The 22,394-nt window shown below is 61.7% G+C and carries 15 protein-coding genes, 1 rRNA gene and 2 pseudogenes; 7 read left to right on the forward strand and 11 right to left on the reverse strand.

Features of this window, described 5'->3' with window-relative positions:
- Nucleotides 1-36: 36 nt before the first annotated feature.
- The gene (locus V1283_RS42365) at nucleotides 37-909 is read right to left on the reverse strand and encodes an alpha/beta fold hydrolase (protein WP_334392518.1); all 873 of its coding nucleotides are present in this window, start codon (nucleotides 907-909) and stop codon (nucleotides 37-39) included.
- A gap of 258 nt (nucleotides 910-1,167) precedes the next feature.
- On the opposite strand from V1283_RS42365, the gene V1283_RS42370 reads away from it, so the two are divergent.
- Nucleotides 1,168-2,034, forward strand: a complete 867-nt coding sequence (locus V1283_RS42370; RefSeq protein WP_334392519.1) for a TIGR02594 family protein — start codon at nucleotides 1,168-1,170, stop codon at nucleotides 2,032-2,034.
- A 105-nt stretch (nucleotides 2,035-2,139) separates the two neighbouring features.
- Here V1283_RS42370 and V1283_RS42375 read toward each other — a convergent pair whose 3' ends face one another.
- Both V1283_RS42375 and V1283_RS42380 read right to left on the reverse strand, forming a co-directional pair.
- On the reverse strand, nucleotides 2,140-2,925 hold the full coding sequence (locus tag V1283_RS42375; protein ID WP_334392520.1) for a phosphatase PAP2-related protein: 786 nt from the start codon (nucleotides 2,923-2,925) through the stop codon (nucleotides 2,140-2,142).
- A gap of 581 nt (nucleotides 2,926-3,506) precedes the next feature.
- A complete protein-coding gene (locus V1283_RS42380) occupies nucleotides 3,507-3,782 on the reverse strand; it encodes a hypothetical protein (RefSeq protein ID WP_334392521.1) in 276 nt (91 codons plus the stop codon).
- Between the two features lie 285 nt (nucleotides 3,783-4,067).
- On the opposite strand from V1283_RS42380, the gene V1283_RS42385 reads away from it, so the two are divergent.
- The 4 genes from V1283_RS42385 (at nucleotide 4,068) to V1283_RS42400 (ending at nucleotide 8,457) form a co-directional block, all read left to right on the forward strand.
- Nucleotides 4,068-5,549 carry an FAD-dependent monooxygenase gene (locus tag V1283_RS42385; protein WP_334392522.1) on the forward strand — a complete coding sequence of 494 codons (1,482 nt, stop codon included), beginning with the start codon at nucleotides 4,068-4,070 and terminating at the stop codon, nucleotides 5,547-5,549.
- Nucleotides 5,550-5,866: 317 nt separating this feature from the next.
- Nucleotides 5,867-6,556, forward strand: a complete 690-nt coding sequence (locus V1283_RS42390) for an AraC family transcriptional regulator (protein ID WP_334392523.1) — start codon at nucleotides 5,867-5,869, stop codon at nucleotides 6,554-6,556.
- Between the two features lie 87 nt (nucleotides 6,557-6,643).
- Nucleotides 6,644-7,360 carry an SDR family NAD(P)-dependent oxidoreductase gene (locus V1283_RS42395; protein ID WP_334393381.1) on the forward strand — a complete coding sequence of 239 codons (717 nt, stop codon included), beginning with the start codon at nucleotides 6,644-6,646 and terminating at the stop codon, nucleotides 7,358-7,360.
- A 17-nt stretch (nucleotides 7,361-7,377) separates the two neighbouring features.
- Nucleotides 7,378-8,457, forward strand: coding sequence for an NAD(P)H-dependent flavin oxidoreductase (locus V1283_RS42400; protein WP_334392524.1), 1,080 nt, complete (start codon nucleotides 7,378-7,380; stop codon nucleotides 8,455-8,457).
- 342 nt (nucleotides 8,458-8,799) lie between these two features.
- On the opposite strand, the pseudogene V1283_RS42405 reads toward V1283_RS42400, so the two are convergent.
- The 5 genes and pseudogenes from V1283_RS42405 to V1283_RS42425 all read right to left on the reverse strand — a co-directional run.
- Nucleotides 8,800-8,919, reverse strand: a pseudogene (locus V1283_RS42405) (ClpX C4-type zinc finger protein); the annotation flags it as partial.
- 54 nt (nucleotides 8,920-8,973) lie between these two features.
- Nucleotides 8,974-9,129, reverse strand: a pseudogene (locus V1283_RS42410) (glyoxalase superfamily protein); the annotation flags it as partial.
- A 197-nt stretch (nucleotides 9,130-9,326) separates the two neighbouring features.
- Nucleotides 9,327-10,190, reverse strand: a complete 864-nt coding sequence (locus V1283_RS42415; RefSeq protein ID WP_334392525.1) for a DnaJ domain-containing protein — start codon at nucleotides 10,188-10,190, stop codon at nucleotides 9,327-9,329.
- A gap of 297 nt (nucleotides 10,191-10,487) precedes the next feature.
- Entirely contained in the window at nucleotides 10,488-10,976 is a 489-nt protein-coding gene (locus tag V1283_RS42420) for a hypothetical protein (RefSeq protein ID WP_334392526.1), read from the reverse strand.
- 1,137 nt (nucleotides 10,977-12,113) lie between these two features.
- Nucleotides 12,114-12,902: an MOSC domain-containing protein gene (locus V1283_RS42425; protein WP_334392527.1), complete on the reverse strand. Its 789-nt coding sequence runs from the start codon at nucleotides 12,900-12,902 to the stop codon at nucleotides 12,114-12,116.
- Nucleotides 12,903-13,122: 220 nt separating this feature from the next.
- Here V1283_RS42425 and clpB point away from each other — a divergent pair, with 220 nt between their 5' ends.
- Nucleotides 13,123-15,762, forward strand: coding sequence for an ATP-dependent chaperone ClpB (gene clpB / locus V1283_RS42430; RefSeq protein ID WP_334392528.1), 2,640 nt, complete (start codon nucleotides 13,123-13,125; stop codon nucleotides 15,760-15,762).
- A 66-nt stretch (nucleotides 15,763-15,828) separates the two neighbouring features.
- Here the strand turns inward: clpB and V1283_RS42435 are convergent, their stop codons facing one another.
- The 3 genes from V1283_RS42435 to V1283_RS42445 all read right to left on the reverse strand — a co-directional run bounded on the left by V1283_RS42435 (nucleotide 15,829) and on the right by V1283_RS42445 (nucleotide 20,042).
- Nucleotides 15,829-16,089, reverse strand: a complete 261-nt coding sequence (locus V1283_RS42435) for a hypothetical protein (RefSeq protein ID WP_442895830.1) — start codon at nucleotides 16,087-16,089, stop codon at nucleotides 15,829-15,831.
- A 109-nt stretch (nucleotides 16,090-16,198) separates the two neighbouring features.
- On the reverse strand, nucleotides 16,199-17,824 hold the full coding sequence (locus tag V1283_RS42440; RefSeq protein WP_334392529.1) for a Vgb family protein: 1,626 nt from the start codon (nucleotides 17,822-17,824) through the stop codon (nucleotides 16,199-16,201).
- 151 nt (nucleotides 17,825-17,975) lie between these two features.
- Complete coding sequence (locus tag V1283_RS42445; protein WP_334392530.1) at nucleotides 17,976-20,042, reverse strand: peptidoglycan DD-metalloendopeptidase family protein; 2,067 nt, start codon at nucleotides 20,040-20,042, stop codon at nucleotides 17,976-17,978.
- Between the two features lie 842 nt (nucleotides 20,043-20,884).
- Here V1283_RS42445 and V1283_RS42450 point away from each other — a divergent pair.
- Nucleotides 20,885-22,373: ribosomal RNA gene (locus V1283_RS42450) — 16S ribosomal RNA — on the forward strand.
- Nucleotides 22,374-22,394 lie beyond the last annotated feature (21 nt).

Here is a 22,394-nt window from a genome sequence, read left to right on the forward strand (position 1 = left end):
TGTGGCTGCGCGTTTATGAGTCTACGGCCTGGATACCTATACCGACGCCTTCAACAGCGACCTCGGATCCCGCACCGGCCATCTCCCGGCCTCGACCAGCGCGATGAAGCGTTCCACCATCTCGTTGAACAGCGCCGGCTCTTCCAGATTGAGCACGTGGCCCGATTTGGGAAAGAATGAGAGCCCCGCCGCCGGCAGATGCTGCTTCAGGAACAGGCTCGGCCCGACGCAATTGTCGTCCTCGTCGCCACACAGGATCAGCGCCGGCGTCGGCACCTTCCGGATCGCATCCGTCATGGTGTAGATCGAGGGACGCCCGCCCTGAAAGCTGCGCATGGTGTTGGCCGAGCCCCTGGCATCGTGACGCGCCAGGGCGGCGTAAAAATCGGCGTGGCCGCGCGGGTCCTTCAGCAGGAATGGAATCCGGCTCGGCGCCTCGCGCGTCACTTTTGCAACTTCCACTGAGCCGATCGCCTCATACTGTTCGGCATTGGCCCGGCATTGCGCGCGGAAGGCGTCGAGGTTTTCCAAACCCGATCCTGAGCCGACGGCAGCCAGCGTCATCGACAGCGCGCGCTCCGGGGCGTTGAGGCCGACCTGCAGCGACGAGTAGGAGCCCATCGACAGGCCGACGAAATGCGCTTTGGCAATGCCAAGGTGATCGAGCACGGCGAGCGCGTCGGTATAGAAGTGCTTGTAGCTGTAGACGGCAGCGGCGGGCGGCACGTCGGAGGGCGTATAGCCGCGCGCCGAATAGGCGATGCAGCGGTGGCCGCGCGAGAAGTAGCGCATCTGCGGCTCCCAGTTGGTGTGGTCGGCCGCGAACTCGTGCAGGAAGATGATCGGCGTCCCGCTTCCAGCCTCTTCATAGTGCAGTCGAACGCTATCCTTGGCGACGGCATGGGGCATTTTCGATTCCTCTCCATTTTCTTGTTTTTACGCAACATCATTACGTCGAGCGCGCCGAACATCGCAATTAATTTCCGGGGCCGCAATGCGGCGGAATCGTTTCATTTTCGCCATCGAATGATCGCGGAATTACCCCGAAATCGTTTCCTCGTCGCCACATGAAGTCTTGTTCCCGTCACACCGCGACGCAAAACGCCGCCCCGCGGTCGTTCGTAGACGAACGCAAAGGGGAAGCGGGGGTGATACAGAGGATTTAGTATGCGTCAGTTGTTTGGGTTTCGCCGGTCGCTTCGGTTCATGGCACTGGCACTGTGTTCGGCGTCCATCGTCGTATTCGTCTCGCCGGCTTCGGCACGGCCTCACCACGGCGCAGGGCGGCACGCCCGGGCCTATCACGCCGGCCATCATGCCAAGCATCATTACGCCTATCGCCACTATCGCCATGCAGCCCGGATGTCGCGCTGGGAGCGCAACACGCCGCAAATGCAGATGGGTGGTTTTGCCGACACCAATCCGAGCTACGCGGTGAGCAGCCCCCAGATGGTGGCGCCCGGCGGCTTCGGCTCACCTAACGCCGTCGCGGAGGCGAGCGCTGGTCGCGGCCATCGTGCCCGGCTCCGGCAGGTCGAGCGCACATCACGCTGGGAGCGTGGCGTTGCGCAAATGCAGGCGCGCGGTCTTGCCGACGCCAATGCAAGCGTCGCAACAAGCGCAAGCGTCGGGCCGAATGCAACCGTGACGCCGGCCGGCGGCGCGATGGCATCCAGCTTCGGCTCATCGAACGTCGTCGCCGAAGCGCGCCGCTATCTCGGCGGCAATCCGACGGGACGCGGCAGCCTGTGGTGCGCGCGGTTCATGAACCTGGTGCTGCAGCACTCCGGTTATCGCGGCACCGGCTCGGACATGGCGAGCTCGTTCGCGAAATACGGCCAGCGCGTTTCCGGCCCGCAGGTCGGCGCGATTGCGGTGATGTCGCGCGGCCGCCGCGGCGGTCATGTCGGCATCATCACCGGCATCGACGCCAAGGGGAATCCGATCATGATCTCCGGCAACAACGGCAACCGCGTCCGCGAAGCCTCGATCTCGCGCGGCCGGATCTACGCCTACGTCATGCCGACGAACTGAGGCGGATCGCGCTTCGTCCTCTCTCCGTTCCTGACGGGGAGGGGACACGCTTTCATCCGAAGCATGAAAGCAGGGCGCGGACGGATATGGAATATGCCGTAGCACCTAACCGCCTTGATGAGGCGTGTCGGCTTTGGATTGATCACCCGGCATCGATTTATCGCCAACGACGTGCAGCATGAACGGCTTGGGGGCGCGCCCACCCGGGACCAGTATCTTTCGGCTTGCCCGCTTTGGTCTTGGCGCCGCCTGGTTCTCGGAAGAACGAAATAGCGCGTAGTCGCGGCCGAATAGCCAGCACGAAATCTGAAAGACGCCGTGGGTGATGAACAATGCGGCGAGCACATCGATCGAATAGTGATAGTGGCCGAGCAGCACGACTGAGCCGAAGAAGCCAGTCATCGCGAGATAGAACGCCCGCCACTGCGGGATGTGCCAGAAGGCAAGCGCGGCGAGAAACGGCAGCCCGGTATGGCCGGAGAAGAACAGGTCGCTGCCGTAAAAAATCGAGTTGAAGAATGGCGCCGCCTTCTGCGGATCGATCGGTGATGGCGCCATGTGGGTGAGCGCCACGAACACGGCGCGGACGAGCAGGAACAGCGCCGTGGCCTTCAGCGCGAATGGCAACCGGTTCGGCCGCCAGGCCAGCAGACCCGCCGTAATGACAAAAGCTGTGAACGTCCCGTAAACGAACAGAAAGCGCAAATTGTAGGGGCCAACGCGGCTGAGCACGAAATCGGTGACATAGTTGCTGGCGTGGACCGTGGCGTAGCTGACCGACGCGAAGATCGCGATGGCGCTGGCGGCGAGGAAGGCGGCGCCCTCGGATAGCGAGCGCACATAGGCGCGATTGCCCAACAGCGTTCGGTAGAGCCGTATGGCGTCGTCCATGGCTAACGCTCCTCCGTTCGCAGATTTCTGCTGGGGATAGGCCAATGTCCAACTGGGAGCGCGCTAGGGTAATCCCGGGCGCGGCAAGCCGCGTGTGAAGCACACCACATCTCGGAAATTCGTCTCGCCGAGCGGAATGATGGAGGCTTAACCTCCATGCCCGCCAGGCTCTCGGTTTCGTGAAGAGGCTTCGTGGGGCAGCCTGGGATGTAACGGTCGAGCGGTCGCGACGAAGTCGTTTTCTCAGTTCGACGAAGACATCCTGAAACGAACCGATGATTTAATTGCAACCTAAAGGAGCTTTGCCTGATTGGGGCATAGGTGTCGTCATGCGCGAAGATTTTGCTTCTTCCAGCTTTCTTGCCGTTATCGTGGTGAGCTTGATTATCGTTTGTACTGGTTTATTCGCACTTGGAATCTGAAATCCAGCGCAGGCCAATGCGCATCACCATTGAATCCGGCTCGACCACGAAGCAGGATGCACCCGGCGGCGGGGCGCGGCGATCAGCCGACGGGTTGGCTGCGAACCAAAGCGCCGCAAGCGGCCGCGGATATCCGACGCGTCGATAAAAGTCTTTCGCTTACTGGAGCGCTTTGACCGTCGCCGCCATGTCGGGCGCGCGCGTGACGCGGTATGTCGCGTTGCTGCATTTGAGGACCCAGACGGCGCGGTCCGGCCGCGAGCGCTTTTTGTCCCTGGTGGCGCCGAGAGCCTTGTCACAGGTAAACCCCTGGATGCGAATCTGGGCCGCCAGCACGGTCTGCGGCGTTTCGGCCGCAACCGGTTGCGCCTGCACCTGCGGGCTGGAAAGAACAGCAGCGATAGCCAGGAGTAACGATCCAAATTTCTTGTGCATGGCCTCAATCCTCAAGGCAGGCATCCCGCTCATCCGAATGCCGAACCATACACAAAAACTTCGGGGTTGTCGCTTTGGGTCATTAGCGGGCTTCGGAAGGTCCAGTTGTGACCTCCGCGCTTCTTCAAAGCCATTTCCGCAACTCTCCGCTTTACCGCGGAAATAACCGGAAGCCGGACTACCGATCTCCCCCCACTCTAATATGTAGCGCGCAAGGGGCTTGCTTCAAGGCCCCCGTCATCCCGTAGAAACGCCGACCGAAGCCAGAACCTGCGGGGTCACGAAATGAGTGCACTGTTATCGACGTGCCGGTCGCATGCGGTGGTGATCGCCGGCGGCGGTCCGACAGGACTGATGTTGGCGGGCGAGTTGGCGCTGGCGGGCGTCGACGTTGCCATTGTCGAGCGGCGCGCCAGCCAGGACCTCACCGGCTCGCGCGCAGGCGGGCTGCACGCACGCTCCATCGAGGTCCTTGATCAGCGCGGAATCGCCGACCGGTTCCTCTCGCAGGGACAGACCCATCCGGCCGTGCACTTCCACATCCCGTTGGACATCAGCGACCTTCCCACCCGGCACAATTACGTGCTCGGCCTGTGGCAGAACCATATCGAGCGCATCCTGGCCGAGTGGGTCGGCGAACTGGCGGTGACGATCTATCGCGGACGTGACGTGACCGGTTTCGCGCAGGACGACACCGGCGTCGACGTCGCGCTCTCCGACGGCCAGACGCTGCGGGCGGAATATCTCGTCGGGTGCGACGGCGGCCGCAGTCTGATCCGTAAAATAGCCGGCATCGAATTCGCCGGATGGGATCCGACGACGAGCTGGTTGATCGCCGAAGCCAAGATGGTCGAGGAGCCGAAGTGGGGCCTTCACCAGGATGCGCGCGGCATCCATGGAATCGGCAAGGCGGATGACGGATCGGCCCGGATCGTGCTGACCGAACCGCAGTTGCGGCTCGACAGCGAACCCACCCTGCGCGATGTCAGCGAGGCGCTCGTCGCCATCTACGGGACCGATTACGGGGTCTGCAATCCCACCTGGATCTCCCGGTTCACCGACATGACGCGTCAGGCAGCCGCTTACCGGGACAGACGGGTCCTGCTGGCCGGAGACGCCGCGCATGTGCATCCGCCGGTGGGTGGACAGGGCCTCAACACCGGTGTGCAGGATGCGGTGAACCTTGGATGGAAGCTGGCGCAGGTGGTCAAGCTGAGATCACCGGAAAGCCTGCTCGATACCTATCACGCCGAGCGCTTTCCCGTGGGCGCCCGCGTATTGCGCAACACGATGGCGCAGGTCGCGCTTCGTCGCACAGATGACCGCAGCGCGGCTTTGGGCGACCGCGTTTCCGAGCTCCTCGGCATGGACGAGCCTCGCCGGCGGTTGGCCGCGGAGATGTCGGGTCTCGGCATTCATTACGACCTCGGTGAGGGACACGCGCTGCTCGGGCGCCGCATGCCCGATCTCGATTTGGTCACCGCCAACGGTTCGGTGCGGGTCTTCACCCTGCTGCACGATGCCGTGCCGATCCTGCTCAATCTCGGTGAACCCGGCGGCTTCGACATCACGCCATGGGCGGATCGGGTCCGGCTGATCGACGCCAGATGTGTGGATACGTGGGAGCTTCCGGTGCTCGGCGCGGTCACGGCTCCCGTCGCCGTATTAATTCGTCCCGACGGATATGTGGCGTGGGCAGGTGACCTGACGCAGCCGGGGCTCGCCGGCGCGCTGACCACCTGGTTCGGACCGCCAGCCGCGTCGTAGCCGCACAGGCTTTTCCGGTGACCTCTCGCTGATTCGTGGGCTGGCAGGAAGCACAGTGATGATTATCTAAACCGCTGTGAGCCCCGGGGTATCGCGCTGTCATGTATTTTGTCGAACGTCCAATTGCTCATGCAGATGCGGCGGCTGGTGAGGGTGTTGGGACCCTGCGATGTTTCCGTTCACCCTCGCTTTCCGATGTCGTCGAGGCGATCTGGGATTGCGACGTTCCAGATGCCGATTTTGCGCGGACGCTCACGATCAAATGCGCCCCCGGCACCTCGCTCTGGCTGACGGGTCAATATCGAAAGCCGGCGGAAATGCGCCAGCGCACGAAGCTTCTACCGACGAAATGTGCGACCCAGATTCAGTCGCACGCCCTGACTCTGCGGCCCACCGGGGCCTTCGGTGTTGTCCTGGTGTGCCTCAGATCCGACGCGGCAAGCCGCATCGTCGAAGCTCCGCTCAGGGAATTCGCCAATGCCAACATAAAGCTTGAGGACCTGTTCAGCGCAGGTGAAGTGGCCATGTGCGACGATATGCTCGCGAACGCGCAGACGAGCAGGGAGCGGATTTCCGGTATCCATTCCTTTTTGCTTCGACATCTCCGGCCGTACGCCGATAGCCTCGCCAGCCGCGCCGCGTTTCATCTCGGCAAAGACCCGACAATGCAGATGCATTCCCTCGCCGCAAAACTCGACTCCAGCCCACGGCATCTTTCGCGTACCTTCAATGCTGCCTTTGGCGTCAGTCCGAAGCGATTTGCGCGCCTGGCGCGGTTTCAGAAAATCATCGCGGAACGACGGAGCGGCCAGTCGTGGGCCCAGGTCGTGCAGGCTTGCGGCCTGACCGATCAGTCGCATCTCGTCAGGGAGTTCCAGGATATCGTGGGCGAGTCGCCGACAGCATTCTTTACGCACGAGCTTTCGCTCGGTGCAGACGAGATGGGCGAAGCCAATCTTATCATCCAGCAGGCCCATCCCACCGATCGCCCGGTCACGGAAAGCTGACGCAGGCGTCCGAAAACGCCAAGACGCATTTCGCAGAGATTGCCAAATTGATCCCGGTATTTGGTCGATTTCAGCGAAGGCGGCGCGATGAATCCGGCAGAGAAAGTTGCCATAGTCACGGGTGCGTCTCAGGGCATCGGCGAAGGAATAGTCCGGCAATTCCTCGCTAGGGGCTATCGTGTCGTCGCCTGTTCGCGAAACATCGCGACCACCGGTCAATCGAATCTGGTCGAAGTTGCCGGCGATATCTCACAGCCGGAAACAGCCTCGTTGGTCATCCAAACAGCGAAAGAGCGTTTTGGGCGCGTGGACACCCTGATCAACAACGCGGGTGCCTTCCTGCCCAGGTCCTTTACGGAGTACACCGAGAGCGAATTTACGATGCTCTTGCAGGTAAATCTTGGAGGCTTCTTTCACGTTTCGCAAAGGGCGATCGCTGAAATGCTTCATCGAGGGAGCGGGCATATCGTCAACATTACCTCCAGTCTCGTGGCCGAGCAGCCATTGAAGGTGCTGCCGGCGGCCCTGACGGCGATTACCAAGGGCGGGATCAACGCCGTGACGCGGTCCCTTGCCATTGAGTATGCGGACAAAGGTATCCGGGTGAATGCGGTAGCTCCCGGAGCGATTCGCACTCCCATGCATGCGAACGATACGCATGCTTTCCTTGCAACGCTGCATCCGATGGGTCGCATCGGGGAAATTCGGGAGATCGTCGACGCGGTTCTCTATCTCGAAGATGCAGCCTTTGTCACCGGAGAGATTTTGCACGTCGATGGCGGTGCCAACGCAGGGCGCTGGTAATCCGGTCAAAGCCTCTAGTGAAGTCGAACCAGCACGAGGAAAAAATGCACGCCCATCCTCGATCCATCACCGAGCTGTTCGGGATCGAACTGCCGATCATTCAGGCGCCCATGCTGGGCGTTGTTACGGCTTCGATGGTTGTCGGCGTTGCAGAAGCGGGCGGGCTGGGCTCGCTACCCCTTACCAATCTGAGCCCGCAAGCGGCTCGGACGATGTTCTCCGGGATACGGCAGCGGACATCGAAGCCTGTCAACGTAAACTTCCTTTGCCATGAATCGCCTGAGAGCAATCCCGCTTCGGAGGATGCCTGGATTGGGTCCTTGAAGCCATACTATGCCGAGCTCGGCCTTGCCTCCGACCGAAGTCCCCTCGGCAATCTTGTTCCGACGTTTGGGACGACCCATTGCGATCTCCTGGACGAAATTGCACCTGACGTCGTCAGCTTTCACTTTGGCCTTCCACCCAAGCTCCTTCTCGAGCGTGTGCGCAAGACCGGCGCGAAGATCGTATCGTCGGCGACGACCGTCGAAGAGGCGGTGTGGCTGGAGAAAGCTGGTTGCGATGCCATCATTGCTCAAGGGCTTGAAGCAGGCGGACACCGCGGAACGTTCCTTCACGGCAAAGTCGACGCCCAGGTCGGCACGATGGCCCTGGTGCCGCAGATTGTCGATGCAGTGAAAGTCCCGGTCATAGCAGCCGGAGGCATCGGCGATCAAAGGGGAGTTGCCGCTGCATTCGCACTGGGAGCGTCGGCAGTGCAGGTCGGCACGGCATTTCTCTTCTGTGAGGAGGCAAATATTTCTCCCCTGTACCGGCAGGCAGTGAGGGCTGCGCGACCGGAGCAAACGCTGGTCACGAACATCTTTACCGGGCGACCGGCCCGCGTGCGCGAAACCCGGATCGTTCGAGAGCTTGGCCCGATTGCGAAGAATGTGCCCGCCTTTCCTCTCGCGGCAGCTCCGCTTGCGCCGCTGCGCGCCGCGACCGAATCGAATGGGTGCACAGACTTCATGCCGTTGTGGTGCGGTCAGGCCGCGTGCCTGAGCCCGGAACTTTCGGCCGCAGCGCTGACCAAATGGCTATCCGGGTCGCGCTAGCGGCACTTGCCGGAGCTGGACGGATCATTGCTTCCGTTCATTGAGCACGGGCGTTGCCGTTCGCAGGGCCTGTTCGTACCGCTTCAGTTGCTCCTGCGAAAATTTCCGCATGACGAGAAGTTCGTCGATCGTCTTGTTCTTCAAATGGATGGTGGCGGACGACGTCAAAACATCATCGTCTACCGGCGCCGCATTGCGTAGAAGGGCAAGCATTCGCTCGATACGCTGCAGGACGAGACGATTGCGTTGTTCTACCTTGCTCGCGTGCTCGACATAATGCGACAGCCTTTCGGTGGGCATGGCCCGGGCGCTCGCCTCGCCGCCCTCGATAAGCCGAAACAATTGCTCGTCGATAACGTCGCTGCACAAATTGATGCATTCGTCGCAGATAAACACGTGCGGACCGGCAACCAGCTTGTTCACTTCATGCTGGTTCTTGCCACAGAAGGAACAATAGAGCACCGCTTGCGGCGCCGGACCCTGGTGGGCGGCCGTCGCGCCCGAACGTGGCTGCGCCGTATCGATCTTGGCGGACAGGATGTTCCAGTTCTCGTAGCCGAACGTCTTTGCGATCAGCTCCAGGGATTCGCTATGGGTGATTTCCATAGCCTTGGCCTTCAAGGCATCGCGCAGGGAATGCGCCATGGCTTTCGCATCGCGGAAATCGCGCATGAGAGCACCTCTCTATCGACGAACGGAGGAGATCGGTGCCCGCCTTGCCGACCCGTTCGCCAATGGCGAGGGCGCGGAGATAGATTGATACGTTCGCCATCCCCGAAGGGCGCAGGCGGCGGGTGTATCGACCCGGTCGCAATGTTGGCGCGCGACTGCGCGTTGTCAACTCAAAATGCTCCGGGCGGCGAAAGGGCCTAGGGCGCGTGCGCCGTCGAAGGGGACCTGTTCCGATTCGAATTTTCGATGCGCTTGGCCTCGGCGACATCAGCCAATGCGCGCTTGAGGTCGCCCATGCGACGGAAGACAATGCCGCGATTGATGTAGGAATCCGACAAGCCGGGATCCATATCTATCGCCAGGTCGAAGTTGGCGAGCGCAATAACCAGATCTCCGGCACGATACGCTGACATGCCCCGTTCTCGATAATATTTGGCATCCTTGGTCCCGACGTCGCCAGCCGGCGAACCATGCTCGCTTGCAGGAGCGATACCTGTCGTCGCAGCAGGTGCAATGCCGTCAGGCTTGATCGGCGCTTCGACGTCCCGCAGATTCAAGTCGAGCTTCATGCCGGCTCCGGCGACTGCAAGCTGGTCGCGCCGTCCGGTTCGGCCGTATGCGTCGGATATTTTGTTTGCGGTGGGCGCCGGCGCGACTTCGCGCTTGGACATGCCGGACATATCGGTCACCTGCGCCGAAGCGACGGACCGCCCGTCGACGGGCCTGAGCAGAAGGTAACCCCCGACGAGCACTGCGGAGACGGCAGCACTCACGATGGCGTCAGCGCCCAGCTTGCGGATCGTGCCGGAGACGTTGCTGCGCTTTGGCACCCCGCTTTGCTGCCGGCGTGCGAGTTCGAGCAGCCGGTCATAGGCCTCTCGCTGCCGCGTGTCGCTCAGTATGGCGTTGGCGCGGACAATCCGCCGGAATCTCGCTGCAGCTTCCGGGTCGCCGGGATTGACGTCGGGATGACTTGCCCTCGCGGCCCTGCGGAACGCGTCTCTGAGACCGTCCGCATCGTCGTCCGGAAGCGCGCCCAGCAACTCGTAAAGAGTGGTCATTACCGTTCACTGAAATGCAGATACTAATCGACAAATTCAACCATAGGGGTCGACGCCTCAATTAGCGCGCAACCAGCGGAAAAACCCCGCTGCGAAAAGCGTGACGGGCAGGAATGGCAAAACCAAGACAAAACGGAGAACTGCTTGTGCACCGCAGCATAAGGTAAACGCTGGCCAGGGTGGACCCAGATCGATCGGTTCTTGCTTAGATTGTAGAGTGTAGTGGCGTCGGCTATTGGTTGTGCTGACGCGGTAGCCGGCGCCGATGCTCGGCCCGTCGCGCGGTTGCGCGGATTGTTATCGAGCCGGTTTTCGTTGCCGGACCGGTTCGATTTCGCATGTGCTGGACGTCTGCAGCAGGGTGAGGCGCTCGCGCGCGGCTTTCTCCGCATCCAGGTAGCACTGTCGTTCGTACTCGACCTTCAAGCGGGTCCATTCGTCCGGATCCACGGTCTTGAGGTCGGATCGCTTGAACTCGCAATCGGGGGCCGGCTGCGCTGACAGCAACGCCGGGTCTGGCCGCCGGATTTTTGGTTCGGCATGTCGATATGGTTCGGCGTATCGACGGATGCGTACTGGGGCACGGATCGCAGGTGCTTTGCCTTCGTGCAGGGCTACTTCACGTTGTGCCGGATTGCGCGCGCAGCCGGCAAATGACATCGCGCAAAAAATGACGCAGACGGTGAGAAGTTTTGGAGCGAACGATATCGCGCCGGCAAAATGCTGCTGCTCGCCTGCTTCTTCGCAAGAATCCCGAAAACGTAGCGCTGCGCCAACGGTCGCCATGCCAATGATTTCCGATCAAGCGCGCTTTGCTGATCACATGAAAATTTCGCGCGGCAACCATGAACGGAAAATTTGAATCGAATTCTAACGATTACGATGAATCAAATCTAAATCGGCTTCATTTGGTCCCTGATGCGAGGCCCATAGCCCGGGCGAGCGCAGCGACCCCGGGACTATGTTTGAGAGAAGACCCCGCATACCGCACGCGCTCATGCGGGCTACAGTTTCCGCAGCGTGATCTTTTGAGAGCGTCCGGCAGCATCTTTTCGCGGTCGGACAATGCCAAAAACCCGCTGCGCGCAAACGGCGATTTGCCCAGCCATTTCAACGTGATTTGGGTCGTCCAGCCGCGCTTTCAAAAATATTCCGCTTAACGTGTCGGGCAAATCAGTTCTATCAATTCGTCCGTCTCGTTCCGGCAAGAGGGGCGTATCGCGATCGTCACGAACGCGGGATGGGATGCGGTGGACGCGAGAGCGCCGGCACGCAAATGGAGTCGCAGGGCAGGTCTATCCTGTGAGTGAAATCCGGCGCGCAGGACGTACGGCGCTGACGCGTACGGCAAAACCGTGTGGTCCCGACACCCGTGGCTGGTGCCAAGCTGCCGGTGGCGAATTCGATCCAACCGGATCGGTTGAGCCATCAAGCCGGTAGTGATGGAGGCAAAAGGAATTCGTCTCCAGGGAGAGCGCGGCATAAGCCGTAAAGCCATTGCGCAGGGAATGCCGGAGTGCTCCGGCTGTACCTGTATGCTCGTGTGCGCACTTCCTCGTGCACATTGCACACGAGACCGCGGGTGCAGCAAGCACCCGGCATTCCCTGCTCCCTCTTAAGGAGGGACAAGGTTTTAGGCAAACCTCGGGCGCAGTGCGTCGCGAGAACGCTAACGCACACTCAGTTGTCGTCACCCGCGAAGGCGGGTGACCCAGTATTCCAGAGGCAGCAGTGATAGAACCGATAGGCCGCAGCGTACTGGATACCCGCCTTCGCGGGTATGACGGTTGTTGTGTTGCTTCGGCATTTCACCGTCATTGCGAGCGAAGCGAAGCAATCCATGGTCACCCAGCGTACGGAAGGATGGATTGCTTCGCTTCGCTCGCAATGACGGCGGAAATCGTAGAGCCGCCTCGAACTAAATCACAACAACTCCGGCTCTTCCGCCGCAATAATATCCTCGGCACTGATGGTGCCGCCCTCGATCACTTCGGCATAGATCCCGCAGTCGCCGTGGCCGAGCATGCGCTGCAGCGCTTGCGGAATGGCGAGGTCGCGCTGGGCCGTATCCGGATCGACATTGATGGCTGCGCAGCGGACGATGCGCTTCACGACCTTGAGTCTCACGTCGCCGATCGCCAGCGTGCGGTCGACGAGGTCGAATTCGTGCCAGGCCGGCCAGCCCTCGACATAGAGGTTGGCGCGGAAGCGAAGCGGATGGACCGGCGCGTCCACCATGTTCTCGATGGCGCGGACGCTGGCGAGATTGATGATGGAGACGACCTTGCGGGCGACATCCGAAAAACTGTGGCCCGGGCTTTCCAACACCTTCGGCGGCCCCTTGATCAGGTCGGGAAAAGTCGAGGCGAAGAAGTTTTCGATCGTCGCCCGGCCCTCGGGCGTTGCGAGATTGCCCTGGGCCACGATCCGGCCGTTGTGGTTGATCGCGAGCACGTTGCTCGAATCGTCGAAATGGGTGCGCAGGCCGGCCAGCCATTCGTCGCGCATCAACATCAGGAAGTGTGGTTTCGGCAGCCATTTCGGCTCGACCGGGTTAAACCCGGAGGGGCCGTTTTCGATCGCGTAGCGGCGGTCGGCCAAAAGCGTCTGGCCGGGGCTAAGTTCGGCGTGGGCAAGCTGCTCGGGGGTCAGGCCCTTGACGGGGTAGCGGTAGATTCCGGTGATCCGGGCAGGCGGGGCGGTGGCAGGCATGCGGCTTATTAAGGGATTCCCCTGTCGTGCGCCACCGCTCTCGAATTTGTGACCGGGCCTCTTCCGTTTTGCCGCCCGATGCCCACATTTGCGTCAAGCCTGAAATGAGGGCGACGACTGCGGCCGGTTGAGGAAAATCAATGCGGCTCCGCGGAACCCAATGAAGATGCCGTAATCATGCCTCAGGGGTGGGGACGGCAGGCCGAGGGAATCAACAAAGATGAATATTGAAAAATACACCGAGCGGGCGCGCGGCTTCGTCCAGTCTGCGCAATCGCTCGCCATGCGCGACGGACACCAGCAGTTCTCGTCGCTGCATATGCTCAAAGTCCTGCTTGATGACAGCGAGGGGCTGGCCGGCGGCCTGATCGACCGCGCCGGCGGTAACTCCCGCGCGATCCTCAAGGCGACCGAGGATGCGCTGAAGAAGCTGCCGAAAGTGTCGGGAAGCGGCGCCGGGCAGATCTATCTTGCGCCCGACATGGCGCGCGCCTTCGATGCGGCGGAAAAGGCGGCCGAGAAGGCCGGCGACGGCTTTGTCACGGTCGAGCGGCTGCTGCTGGGCCTGACGCTCGAGAAGGGCAGCGAGGCCGGTGCCATTCTCGGCAAGGGCGGCATCACGTCTCAAAATCTCAATTCGGCGATCGAAGCGCTGCGCAAGGGCCGGACCGCCGATAGCGCGACGGCCGAAAATGCCTATGACGCCCTGAAGAAATATTCCCGCGACCTCACGCAGGCCGCGCGCGACGGCAAGCTCGATCCCGTGATCGGTCGCGACGAGGAAATCCGCCGCACCATCCAGGTGCTGTCCCGCCGCACCAAGAACAATCCCGTGCTGATCGGCGAGCCCGGCGTCGGCAAGACCGCCATCGTCGAGGGTCTGGCGCTGCGCATCCTCAACGGCGACGTGCCGGAGAGCCTGAAGGACAAGAAGCTGCTGTCGCTCGATATGGGCGCTCTGATCGCGGGCGCCAAATATCGCGGCGAGTTCGAGGAGCGGCTGAAGGCCGTGCTGCAGGAAGTCACCAGCGCCGAGGGCTCGATCATCCTGTTCATCGACGAGATGCATACGCTGGTCGGCGCCGGCAAGGCTGACGGCGCGATGGACGCGTCCAACCTGCTGAAGCCCGCATTGGCGCGTGGCGAGCTGCACTGCATCGGCGCCACCACGCTCGACGAATACCGCAAGCATGTCGAAAAGGACGCCGCGCTGGCGCGCCGGTTCCAGCCGGTATTCGTCTCCGAGCCGACGGTCGAGGATACCATCTCGATCCTGCGCGGCCTGAAGGACAAATACGAGCAGCATCACGGCGTTCGTATCACCGATTCCGCGCTGGTCGCCGCGACCACGCTGTCGAACCGCTACATCACCGACCGTTTCCTGCCCGACAAGGCGATCGACCTGATGGACGAGGCTTCGGCGCGGCTGAAGATGCAGGTCGATTCCAAGCCCGAAGAGCTTGATTTGATGGACCGGGAAATCATCCGGCTGAAGATCGAGCAGGAGGCGCTGAAGAAGGAAACCGACATCGGCTCCAAGAGCCGCCTGCAGGCGCTGGAAAAGGAATTGGCCGATCTCGAGGACAAATCGGCGGCGCTGACGGCGCGCTGGAGCGCGGAGAAGAACAAGCTCTCCGACGCGCAGAAGCTGAAAAGCGAGCTCGACGCCTTGCGCATCGAACTGGCGAACGCGCAACGCCGCGGTGAATTCCAGCGCGCGGGCGAGCTCGCCTATGGCAAGATTCCGGAACTGGAGAAGAAGCTCGAATCCATCGAGGCCAACGAAAACCCCGGCGAGATGATGGAGGAGGCGGTGACCGCCAACCACATCGCGCAGGTGGTGTCGCGCTGGACCGGCGTTCCCGTCGACAAGATGCTGGAAGGCGAAAAGGACAAGCTGCTGAAGATGGAGGACCAGCTCGGCAGGCGCGTGGTCGGCCAGGCCGAAGCCGTGCGTGCCGTGGCAACCGCCGTGCGCCGTTCGCGTGCGGGCCTGCAGGACCCGAACCGCCCGATGGGCTCGTTCATGTTTTTGGGCCCGACCGGCGTCGGCAAGACCGAGCTGACCAAAGCGCTGGCGGAATATCTGTTCAACGACGAGACCGCGATGGTCCGCCTCGACATGTCCGAGTTCATGGAAAAGCACTCGGTGTCACGGCTGATCGGCGCGCCTCCCGGCTATGTCGGCTATGACGAGGGCGGGGCGCTCACCGAGGCGGTGCGGCGCAGGCCCTATCAGGTCGTGCTGTTCGACGAGATCGAGAAGGCGCACCCTGATGTCTTCAACGTGCTGCTGCAGGTGCTCGACGACGGCCGCCTGACCGATGGCCAGGGCCGCACCGTCGACTTCCGCAACACGCTGATCATCATGACCTCGAATCTCGGTTCGGAATTTTTGGTGAACCAGCCGGAAGGCGAGGATACGTCCGAAGTGCGCGAGCAGGTGATGGGGATGGTGCGGGCGCATTTCCGGCCCGAATTCCTCAACCGCGTCGACGAGATCATCCTGTTCCACCGCCTGCAGAAGAGCGAGATGGGGCGGATCGTCGAGATCCAGTTCGCTCGTCTCCAGAGGCTTCTGGAGGATCGCAAGATCACGCTGACGCTCGATGCCGCGGCGCGCGATTGGCTGGCCGCCAAGGGCTGGGATCCCGCCTATGGCGCGAGGCCCCTGAAGCGGGTGATCCAGCGCAACCTGCAGGACCCGCTGGCCGAGATGATCCTCGCCGGCGAAGTCGCCGATGGCGACCGCGTCGTGATCTCGAGCAAGGGCAACGTGCTGACCTTCAACGGCAAGTCGCCGCAGACCGCCGAGATCGCGCAGTTCGAAACGCCGGTGCCGAAGCGTAAGTTGAACTGAGGCGAGACACGAGCGCGATTGGATGCATCCCGTCAGAGGCGGGTGCATCCAACGCCGGGGTGTTCGTCAGATCTGCTCGACGGCCGGGCTGCCGCTCCTGTCATCCTCGTCGTCGCTCGGGTCAAGCTCCGAGAGGATGTCGACGAGTGCGCGAACGCGGCCGGTTGCGAGCGGCCTGCCGGCGCTCATCAGCGGCTCGTCATTAGCCAACCAGGCCTGCGCCTCCGCGAGTTCGTCCACGGTCGCGCCGGTTCCAATGATCTGGGCGATGGTGACGTCGTCAGCCCCGCTGGCGACCCTGGCAACGTCCTCACGCGTAATCTGCATGATGACCTCCATCACTCAGGCATACGCCGCCCGCCGCAGCGGGCGGCTTTGCCCTGCATCATCAACCGGAGACCGCGGCCGGAGTTCCGGGAGCTACCGGTGTCGGCGTCTATTTTTTCGTGACCTTGTAAATCGCGTTTTCCAAATCCGACGAGAAGTAGATTACCCCGGTCGCGCCGACGCCGACGCCGGTCGGAATGTTGCTCGGCAGGCCGCCGGGCGTGGCGGGCAGGCCAATCGGCAGATTGCCGGCGATCTCGGTCACCGTTCTGTTCGCCGGATCGATCTGGATGATCTGCTTGGCGCCGACTTCGGCCACGATCAATTTGCCGTCCGGTGCCAGCGCGATGCCCTCGGGTCCCTTGAGATCCTTGGCGATGACGGTTTTCTCGCCGTTGGCTTCCACCTTCGAGACCTGGCCGGCGAAGGCTTCGGTCAGATAGACCGCGCCGCCTGATCCCGCGGCAAGGCCGACCGGCCCTTCGAGGTTGCCGATCACCACCGTGCGGTCCTTGCCGTGCTCGCCTGAGGCGCGGACCAGCGATTTGCTGCCGAGTTCGTTGACGAGAATGCTGCCGTCGCCGAGCTTGACCGCGTCGTGCGGCGCCTTGAAGTCGTGCAGCATCTCCTTGGTCTTGCCGGTCTTGCGGTCGATCAGTTGCACCGTGCCGGTGAACCAGCTCGACAGCAGCACATCGTCGCCCTTGGCGGTGGCGCTCATCGGATATTCCAGCGTCACGCCGTCGGCATGCATGCGTGCCGGTTCGGAGACCTCGCCGGTCGCGCCATCCACGGTGCGGTAGGCGAACACGTCGGCGACATAGATGGTGTCCTTTCCGCCGTCAGAGACAACGCCGATGCCGCCGGGCAGCGCCAGCTTGCCGATGATGACCTGCTTGGCAGTGCCGGTTTCCGGATCGACCTCCTGAATGCCGTTGTCGGCCATGTTGGAGACGAAGATGCGATCCTTGTCGTCGATCGCGAGATTGTCGAGCGAGGGCTTGAGCTGCGCGACCATCTTCTTGGCGCCGCTCTTCGGATCGACCCGCACCAACTGGCCGAGCGCGGTATCGACCACAAAGAGATTGCCCTTGGAATCGAAATTAACCGCAGCCGGAATCTTGAAGCCGTCGGCGACCACGGAGAGTTCGGCCTTGTCGACGTCGACCTTGGCGACCTGGCCCTTGAACCACAGCGGGCCGTACAGCATGTCGTCCGGTCCGAATTCGAAGCCGTTGAGGCCGCCCATCTTCTCCATGATCTTGCGCGGCGGTTTTACGCCCTCGACATCGATCTCATAAAGCGCGTCGCCCAAAAACACCTGCGTTGCGTACAGCCGCCCATCCTTGCGGAAGGCGAGCGAGTTGATGCCGGGCAGGCCGGAGGCGAGCTTCTTCACCGGGCCGTCGCCTTTGCGCGAATAGAGATCGCCGGTGAGGAAGCCCGTCCACGCCATGGTGCCGTCGGGCGCAAACGCGATGTCGTCGGCCATGCCTTCGGGCGAGGGGACCGCAATCTTCGCCGTGCCGTTATTGCGATCTACCTCGTAGAGCGCGGCGCCCGCGACGCTGCCGGCGAACAGGCGCCCGGACTTGTCGATCCCGAGCCCGTGCACGCCATGAAACGCCGATCCCGGAACCAGCTTGGTAACCTCGTAGGTCTGCGCCGATGCGCCGGCCGTGTTTCCAAGAACGATCGCCGCAACCGTCGTTGCGAGTGCAAGCCTGCGCGTCATGATGCCTCCTCCCACGGATTTTTATGGGAGGCAGTATTTGTCGCGGCGGGCGGTTTGGCAAACGAAACTGTTGGGGCGCCAGTGCGGCCGCTGCCATAATCCGACATGCGGCGTGAGACGCCGGTCCGATCCTCAAGGTCCTATCGAAAGCTCAGCGGCTGATCTGGCGGGTCTGCGGCGTGGTGCCGGTGGCTTCGGATACGCGGGCCGCGCTGCCGCGGTTGTTCATCTGGGTATCGATGCGATCGCGCTCTTTTTCGAAGTTCGCCATCATCGCGCCTTCGAGCGAGCGGCCGCGCGGCAGCTTGACACGCATCGGGTCGACGAAGCGGCCGTTGACCAGGATTTCGTAGTGAACATGGGCGCCGGTCGACATGCCCGTCGATCCGACGAAGCCGATCACCTGGCCCTGGCGCACGCGCTTGCCGGGCTCCATGCCCTTGGCGAAGGCGGACATATGGCCATAGGCGGTCTCGTAGCCGTTGTTGTGTTTCAGGCGGACATATTTGCCGTAGCCGCCTTCCCAGCCGACCTTCTCGACTACGCCGTTGCCGGAGGCGAAAATCGGCGTGCCGTAGGGGGTCGCCCAGTCCACACCGGTGTGCATCTTGGTGTAGCCCAGGATCGGGTGGCGGCGGCCGCCGAAGCCCGAACGCATGATCGCGTTGTTGACGGGCTTGCGCACCAGGAACTTCTTCGCGCTCTTGCCGGTCTCGTCGTAAAAGTCGACGACGGAATCGTCGGGGGTCTGGAAGCGATAGTATTTCTTGGTCTCGCCGCCGACGGTGAGCGAAGCGAACTGCACCTCGGTCTTTTCGGTGCTGGCGGTGCCTTCGTCGTCGCCGGCGAAGAACACGTCGAAGGAGTCGCCGGGCTGTACCTTGCGCTGGAAGTCGACGTCGTAGGAATAGATCCGGACCATGTCCTCGATAACGGCGGCCGGCACCTTGTTGCGCAGCGCGGTCTCGTAGATGCTCTGGTAGAGGCGGACGCCGCTGCCGTCATCCTCATCATCGTCGTCGTCTTTGCCGGTGGTGGCCTCGGCGACGGTATTCATGCTCTGTACGTCGACGGCGACGTATTTGCCGACGTCCGACAATGCGGCCACGGCTTCGACGGTGGTGTCGTTGGCGACGATCACGCGATAGGGCTGCAGGCGGGCGGCGGGGCCGAGCCCCGAGGGCGCCATCAGAATGCGGACCTTCTGGCCTTCCTTGAGGCCGCCGTCGCGGCCGCGGGGGCCAAGGGTCAGCGCCACCGCCCTGGCCTCATCGGGCGTGGCGCCCTGGTCGCGCAGGATCGAGGCGATGCTGTCGCCCTTCTTCACGGTGTGAACGCGTTCGCCGGACGGGTTGCCGCCGGTGATCTGGTCTTTGGTCTTCGGCAGCAGGGTGACGTTTTCCGGCACCACGCGCGTTTCAAAGCCGGCATAGGGATCGGAAACGTTGCCTTCGGTGGCGTAGGCGAGCTTGAGATCGGACTGCACGCCGCTGGCATCCGCCGCGGCATTGGCAAGCGAGGTGTAGCGGACGCCGCCTGAGCCACGCCAGTTCGCGGCATCGCGCACCCGCATCAGGACTTCGTCGAGTGCGACCACCGCGGCGAGTTTCGCCTTGGGCAGCACGGTCGCGAGATCCTTCGTCACGAAGGAAACCTCGGCGTCGGGTTCGACGGCCTCGGGATTGTTCGGATCCTCGGAAGCGGCCTGCGTCGTGCTGCCGACATCGGTCAGCATGCGCTGGGCGTTGAACGGCGGGATTTTTGAGCTGAGGTCGCTCGTCGTCATCGACAGATTGCCGGAGATGCGGACGAACGGCCGTACCCGCATCACGTCGCGGTTGCCGACGCGGGTGACGGTCGATACCCGCATCACATTGCGCGAGGCGCTGGATTCGCCGGGCGGCGGCAGGCGGTCGCTCTTGTGCAGGGTGGTGGTGCGATCGTTGGCGCCGAACGCCCCGCGTAATGCGCCTTCGACGCGCTCCGGCACCTTGGCAAAGGTCATTTCGCCGTCGAGCGACGCAAAAACGGCGCCGCCGATGAGGGCCGCGCCGCAGAGGCCGGTCAGGATAGTGCCGCTAAACCATTGTACGGAGACGCGACGGCGATCGATCACCGCGGCCTCGGAGCCATCGACGGAAAGTGGCGGCTCGTGACCGAGATCGATGATCCCGGTCTCACGTGCATAGCCGCTCCCGCGTGGCGCCTTCTGGCTCAACCCTGCATCCCCCCAAATTCCATCGACATCCGACAAGACCCTCGCCCGATCCAGACCCCACGTTTTCGTTCCTTTTAGGGAACGATTCCGGAGCATGGCGTTGCCGCACGCATGGAAATTCGGGAATCAGAGGCCAGAAGAAGATCGGCCACAGTCTCGAACGTCAATGGTGAGCAGATCTCTCGAAGTTTCCTGGCCGCGTGGGAAAGGCGACGGGTTATCGAGATCGCCTGTCCCGGGTAAAATGAACACCGGCAGCCCCCACTGGCACCCGGCGATTCAATGCATACCTTATAGTCAGAACGTCGCAGGAATGTGGCTCAAGTGCGGCCAAAGGCCCGAAACATAGGGACTTCTTGGCGTCGCAAAATTCTTCGACGTGATGCGACAATTTGTTGACGATGGCCGTTGACAACCCCGATCGGGCGGGCCTATAACCCGGCCACTGAGCGCGGCGATGCATTGGCCCCGAGGCCAAGGCATCTATTCGCGCCCCGTAAGCTCCTCATTACGATGAGTGACTCAACAGCCGATAACAGTCGGTTGTCATTCGTCGTCGGATGAGGTGTGCGGAAACCTTCCAGAAGTGGAAGGGTGGGGTCCCAGCGATCCCGGGCTGTTTGACAAGTGAAGATGAAGAAAGAGAAACGTGGACGGCGGAGTCCTTGCGTAGTCTCGAATACTTGAAAACTTCGGTTTTCATCTTTCGAGGCTGGACGAAAGACTTCGGCGGTACACGTTTACATAGGTTACACCATCGTCGTCAGCGATGTGAATCGCGGGCGATAAATATGGTGGGACCTCGTCAAACGTTGTGATCAGCCGGTTTAAAGTTTCAAGTCCAACTTGAGAGTTTGATCCTGGCTCAGAGCGAACGCTGGCGGCAGGCTTAACACATGCAAGTCGAGCGGGCGTAGCAATACGTCAGCGGCAGACGGGTGAGTAACGCGTGGGAACGTACCTTTTGGTTCGGAACAACACAGGGAAACTTGTGCTAATACCGGATAAGCCCTTACGGGGAAAGATTTATCGCCGAAAGATCGGCCCGCGTCTGATTAGCTAGTTGGTGAGGTAATGGCTCACCAAGGCGACGATCAGTAGCTGGTCTGAGAGGATGATCAGCCACATTGGGACTGAGACACGGCCCAAACTCCTACGGGAGGCAGCAGTGGGGAATATTGGACAATGGGCGCAAGCCTGATCCAGCCATGCCGCGTGAGTGATGAAGGCCCTAGGGTTGTAAAGCTCTTTTGTGCGGGAAGATAATGACGGTACCGCAAGAATAAGCCCCGGCTAACTTCGTGCCAGCAGCCGCGGTAATACGAAGGGGGCTAGCGTTGCTCGGAATCACTGGGCGTAAAGGGTGCGTAGGCGGGTCTTTAAGTCAGGGGTGAAATCCTGGAGCTCAACTCCAGAACTGCCTTTGATACTGAAGATCTTGAGTTCGGGAGAGGTGAGTGGAACTGCGAGTGTAGAGGTGAAATTCGTAGATATTCGCAAGAACACCAGTGGCGAAGGCGGCTCACTGGCCCGATACTGACGCTGAGGCACGAAAGCGTGGGGAGCAAACAGGATTAGATACCCTGGTAGTCCACGCCGTAAACGATGAATGCCAGCCGTTAGTGGGTTTACTCACTAGTGGCGCAGCTAACGCTTTAAGCATTCCGCCTGGGGAGTACGGTCGCAAGATTAAAACTCAAAGGAATTGACGGGGGCCCGCACAAGCGGTGGAGCATGTGGTTTAATTCGACGCAACGCGCAGAACCTTACCAGCCCTTGACATCCCGGTCGCGGACTCCAGAGATGGAGTCCTTCAGTTCGGCTGGACCGGAGACAGGTGCTGCATGGCTGTCGTCAGCTCGTGTCGTGAGATGTTGGGTTAAGTCCCGCAACGAGCGCAACCCCCGTCCTTAGTTGCTACCATTTAGTTGAGCACTCTAAGGAGACTGCCGGTGATAAGCCGCGAGGAAGGTGGGGATGACGTCAAGTCCTCATGGCCCTTACGGGCTGGGCTACACACGTGCTACAATGGCGGTGACAATGGGATGCTAAGGGGCGACCCTTCGCAAATCTCAAAAAGCCGTCTCAGTTCGGATTGGGCTCTGCAACTCGAGCCCATGAAGTTGGAATCGCTAGTAATCGTGGATCAGCACGCCACGGTGAATACGTTCCCGGGCCTTGTACACACCGCCCGTCACACCATGGGAGTTGGTTTTACCTGAAGACGGTGCGCTAACCGAAAGGGGGCAGCCGGCCACGGTAGGGTCAGCGACTGGGGTGAAGTCGTAACAAGGTAGCCGTAGGGGAACCTGCGGCTGGATCACCTCCTTTCTAAGGATGGTTCTTCAGAAG

The organism is Bradyrhizobium sp. AZCC 2262 (assembly GCF_036924535.1).
Lineage (GTDB): Bacteria > Pseudomonadota > Alphaproteobacteria > Rhizobiales > Xanthobacteraceae > Bradyrhizobium.

Excerpts from the sequence above, each read along its gene's own strand:
- V1283_RS42440 (WP_334392529.1), bottom strand. The coding sequence starts at position 17,824 with ATGACGCGCAGGCTTGCACTCGCAACGACGGTTGCGGCGATCGTTCTT.
- V1283_RS42395 (WP_334393381.1), top strand. The coding sequence starts at position 6,644 with ATGAATCCGGCAGAGAAAGTTGCCATAGTCACGGGTGCGTCTCAGGGC.
- V1283_RS42390 (WP_334392523.1), top strand. The coding sequence starts at position 5,867 with ATGCGCCAGCGCACGAAGCTTCTACCGACGAAATGTGCGACCCAGATT.
- V1283_RS42435 (WP_442895830.1), bottom strand. The coding sequence starts at position 16,089 with ATGCAGATTACGCGTGAGGACGTTGCCAGGGTCGCCAGCGGGGCTGAC.
- V1283_RS42385 (WP_334392522.1), top strand. The coding sequence starts at position 4,068 with ATGAGTGCACTGTTATCGACGTGCCGGTCGCATGCGGTGGTGATCGCC.
- V1283_RS42415 (WP_334392525.1), bottom strand. The coding sequence starts at position 10,190 with ATGACCACTCTTTACGAGTTGCTGGGCGCGCTTCCGGACGACGATGCG.
- clpB (WP_334392528.1), top strand. The coding sequence starts at position 13,123 with ATGAATATTGAAAAATACACCGAGCGGGCGCGCGGCTTCGTCCAGTCT.
- V1283_RS42375 (WP_334392520.1), bottom strand. The coding sequence starts at position 2,925 with ATGGACGACGCCATACGGCTCTACCGAACGCTGTTGGGCAATCGCGCC.
- V1283_RS42380 (WP_334392521.1), bottom strand. The coding sequence starts at position 3,782 with ATGCACAAGAAATTTGGATCGTTACTCCTGGCTATCGCTGCTGTTCTT.
- V1283_RS42370 (WP_334392519.1), top strand. The coding sequence starts at position 1,168 with ATGCGTCAGTTGTTTGGGTTTCGCCGGTCGCTTCGGTTCATGGCACTG.
- V1283_RS42420 (WP_334392526.1), bottom strand. The coding sequence starts at position 10,976 with ATGGCGACCGTTGGCGCAGCGCTACGTTTTCGGGATTCTTGCGAAGAA.
- V1283_RS42365 (WP_334392518.1), bottom strand. The coding sequence starts at position 909 with ATGCCCCATGCCGTCGCCAAGGATAGCGTTCGACTGCACTATGAAGAG.
- V1283_RS42425 (WP_334392527.1), bottom strand. The coding sequence starts at position 12,902 with ATGCCTGCCACCGCCCCGCCTGCCCGGATCACCGGAATCTACCGCTAC.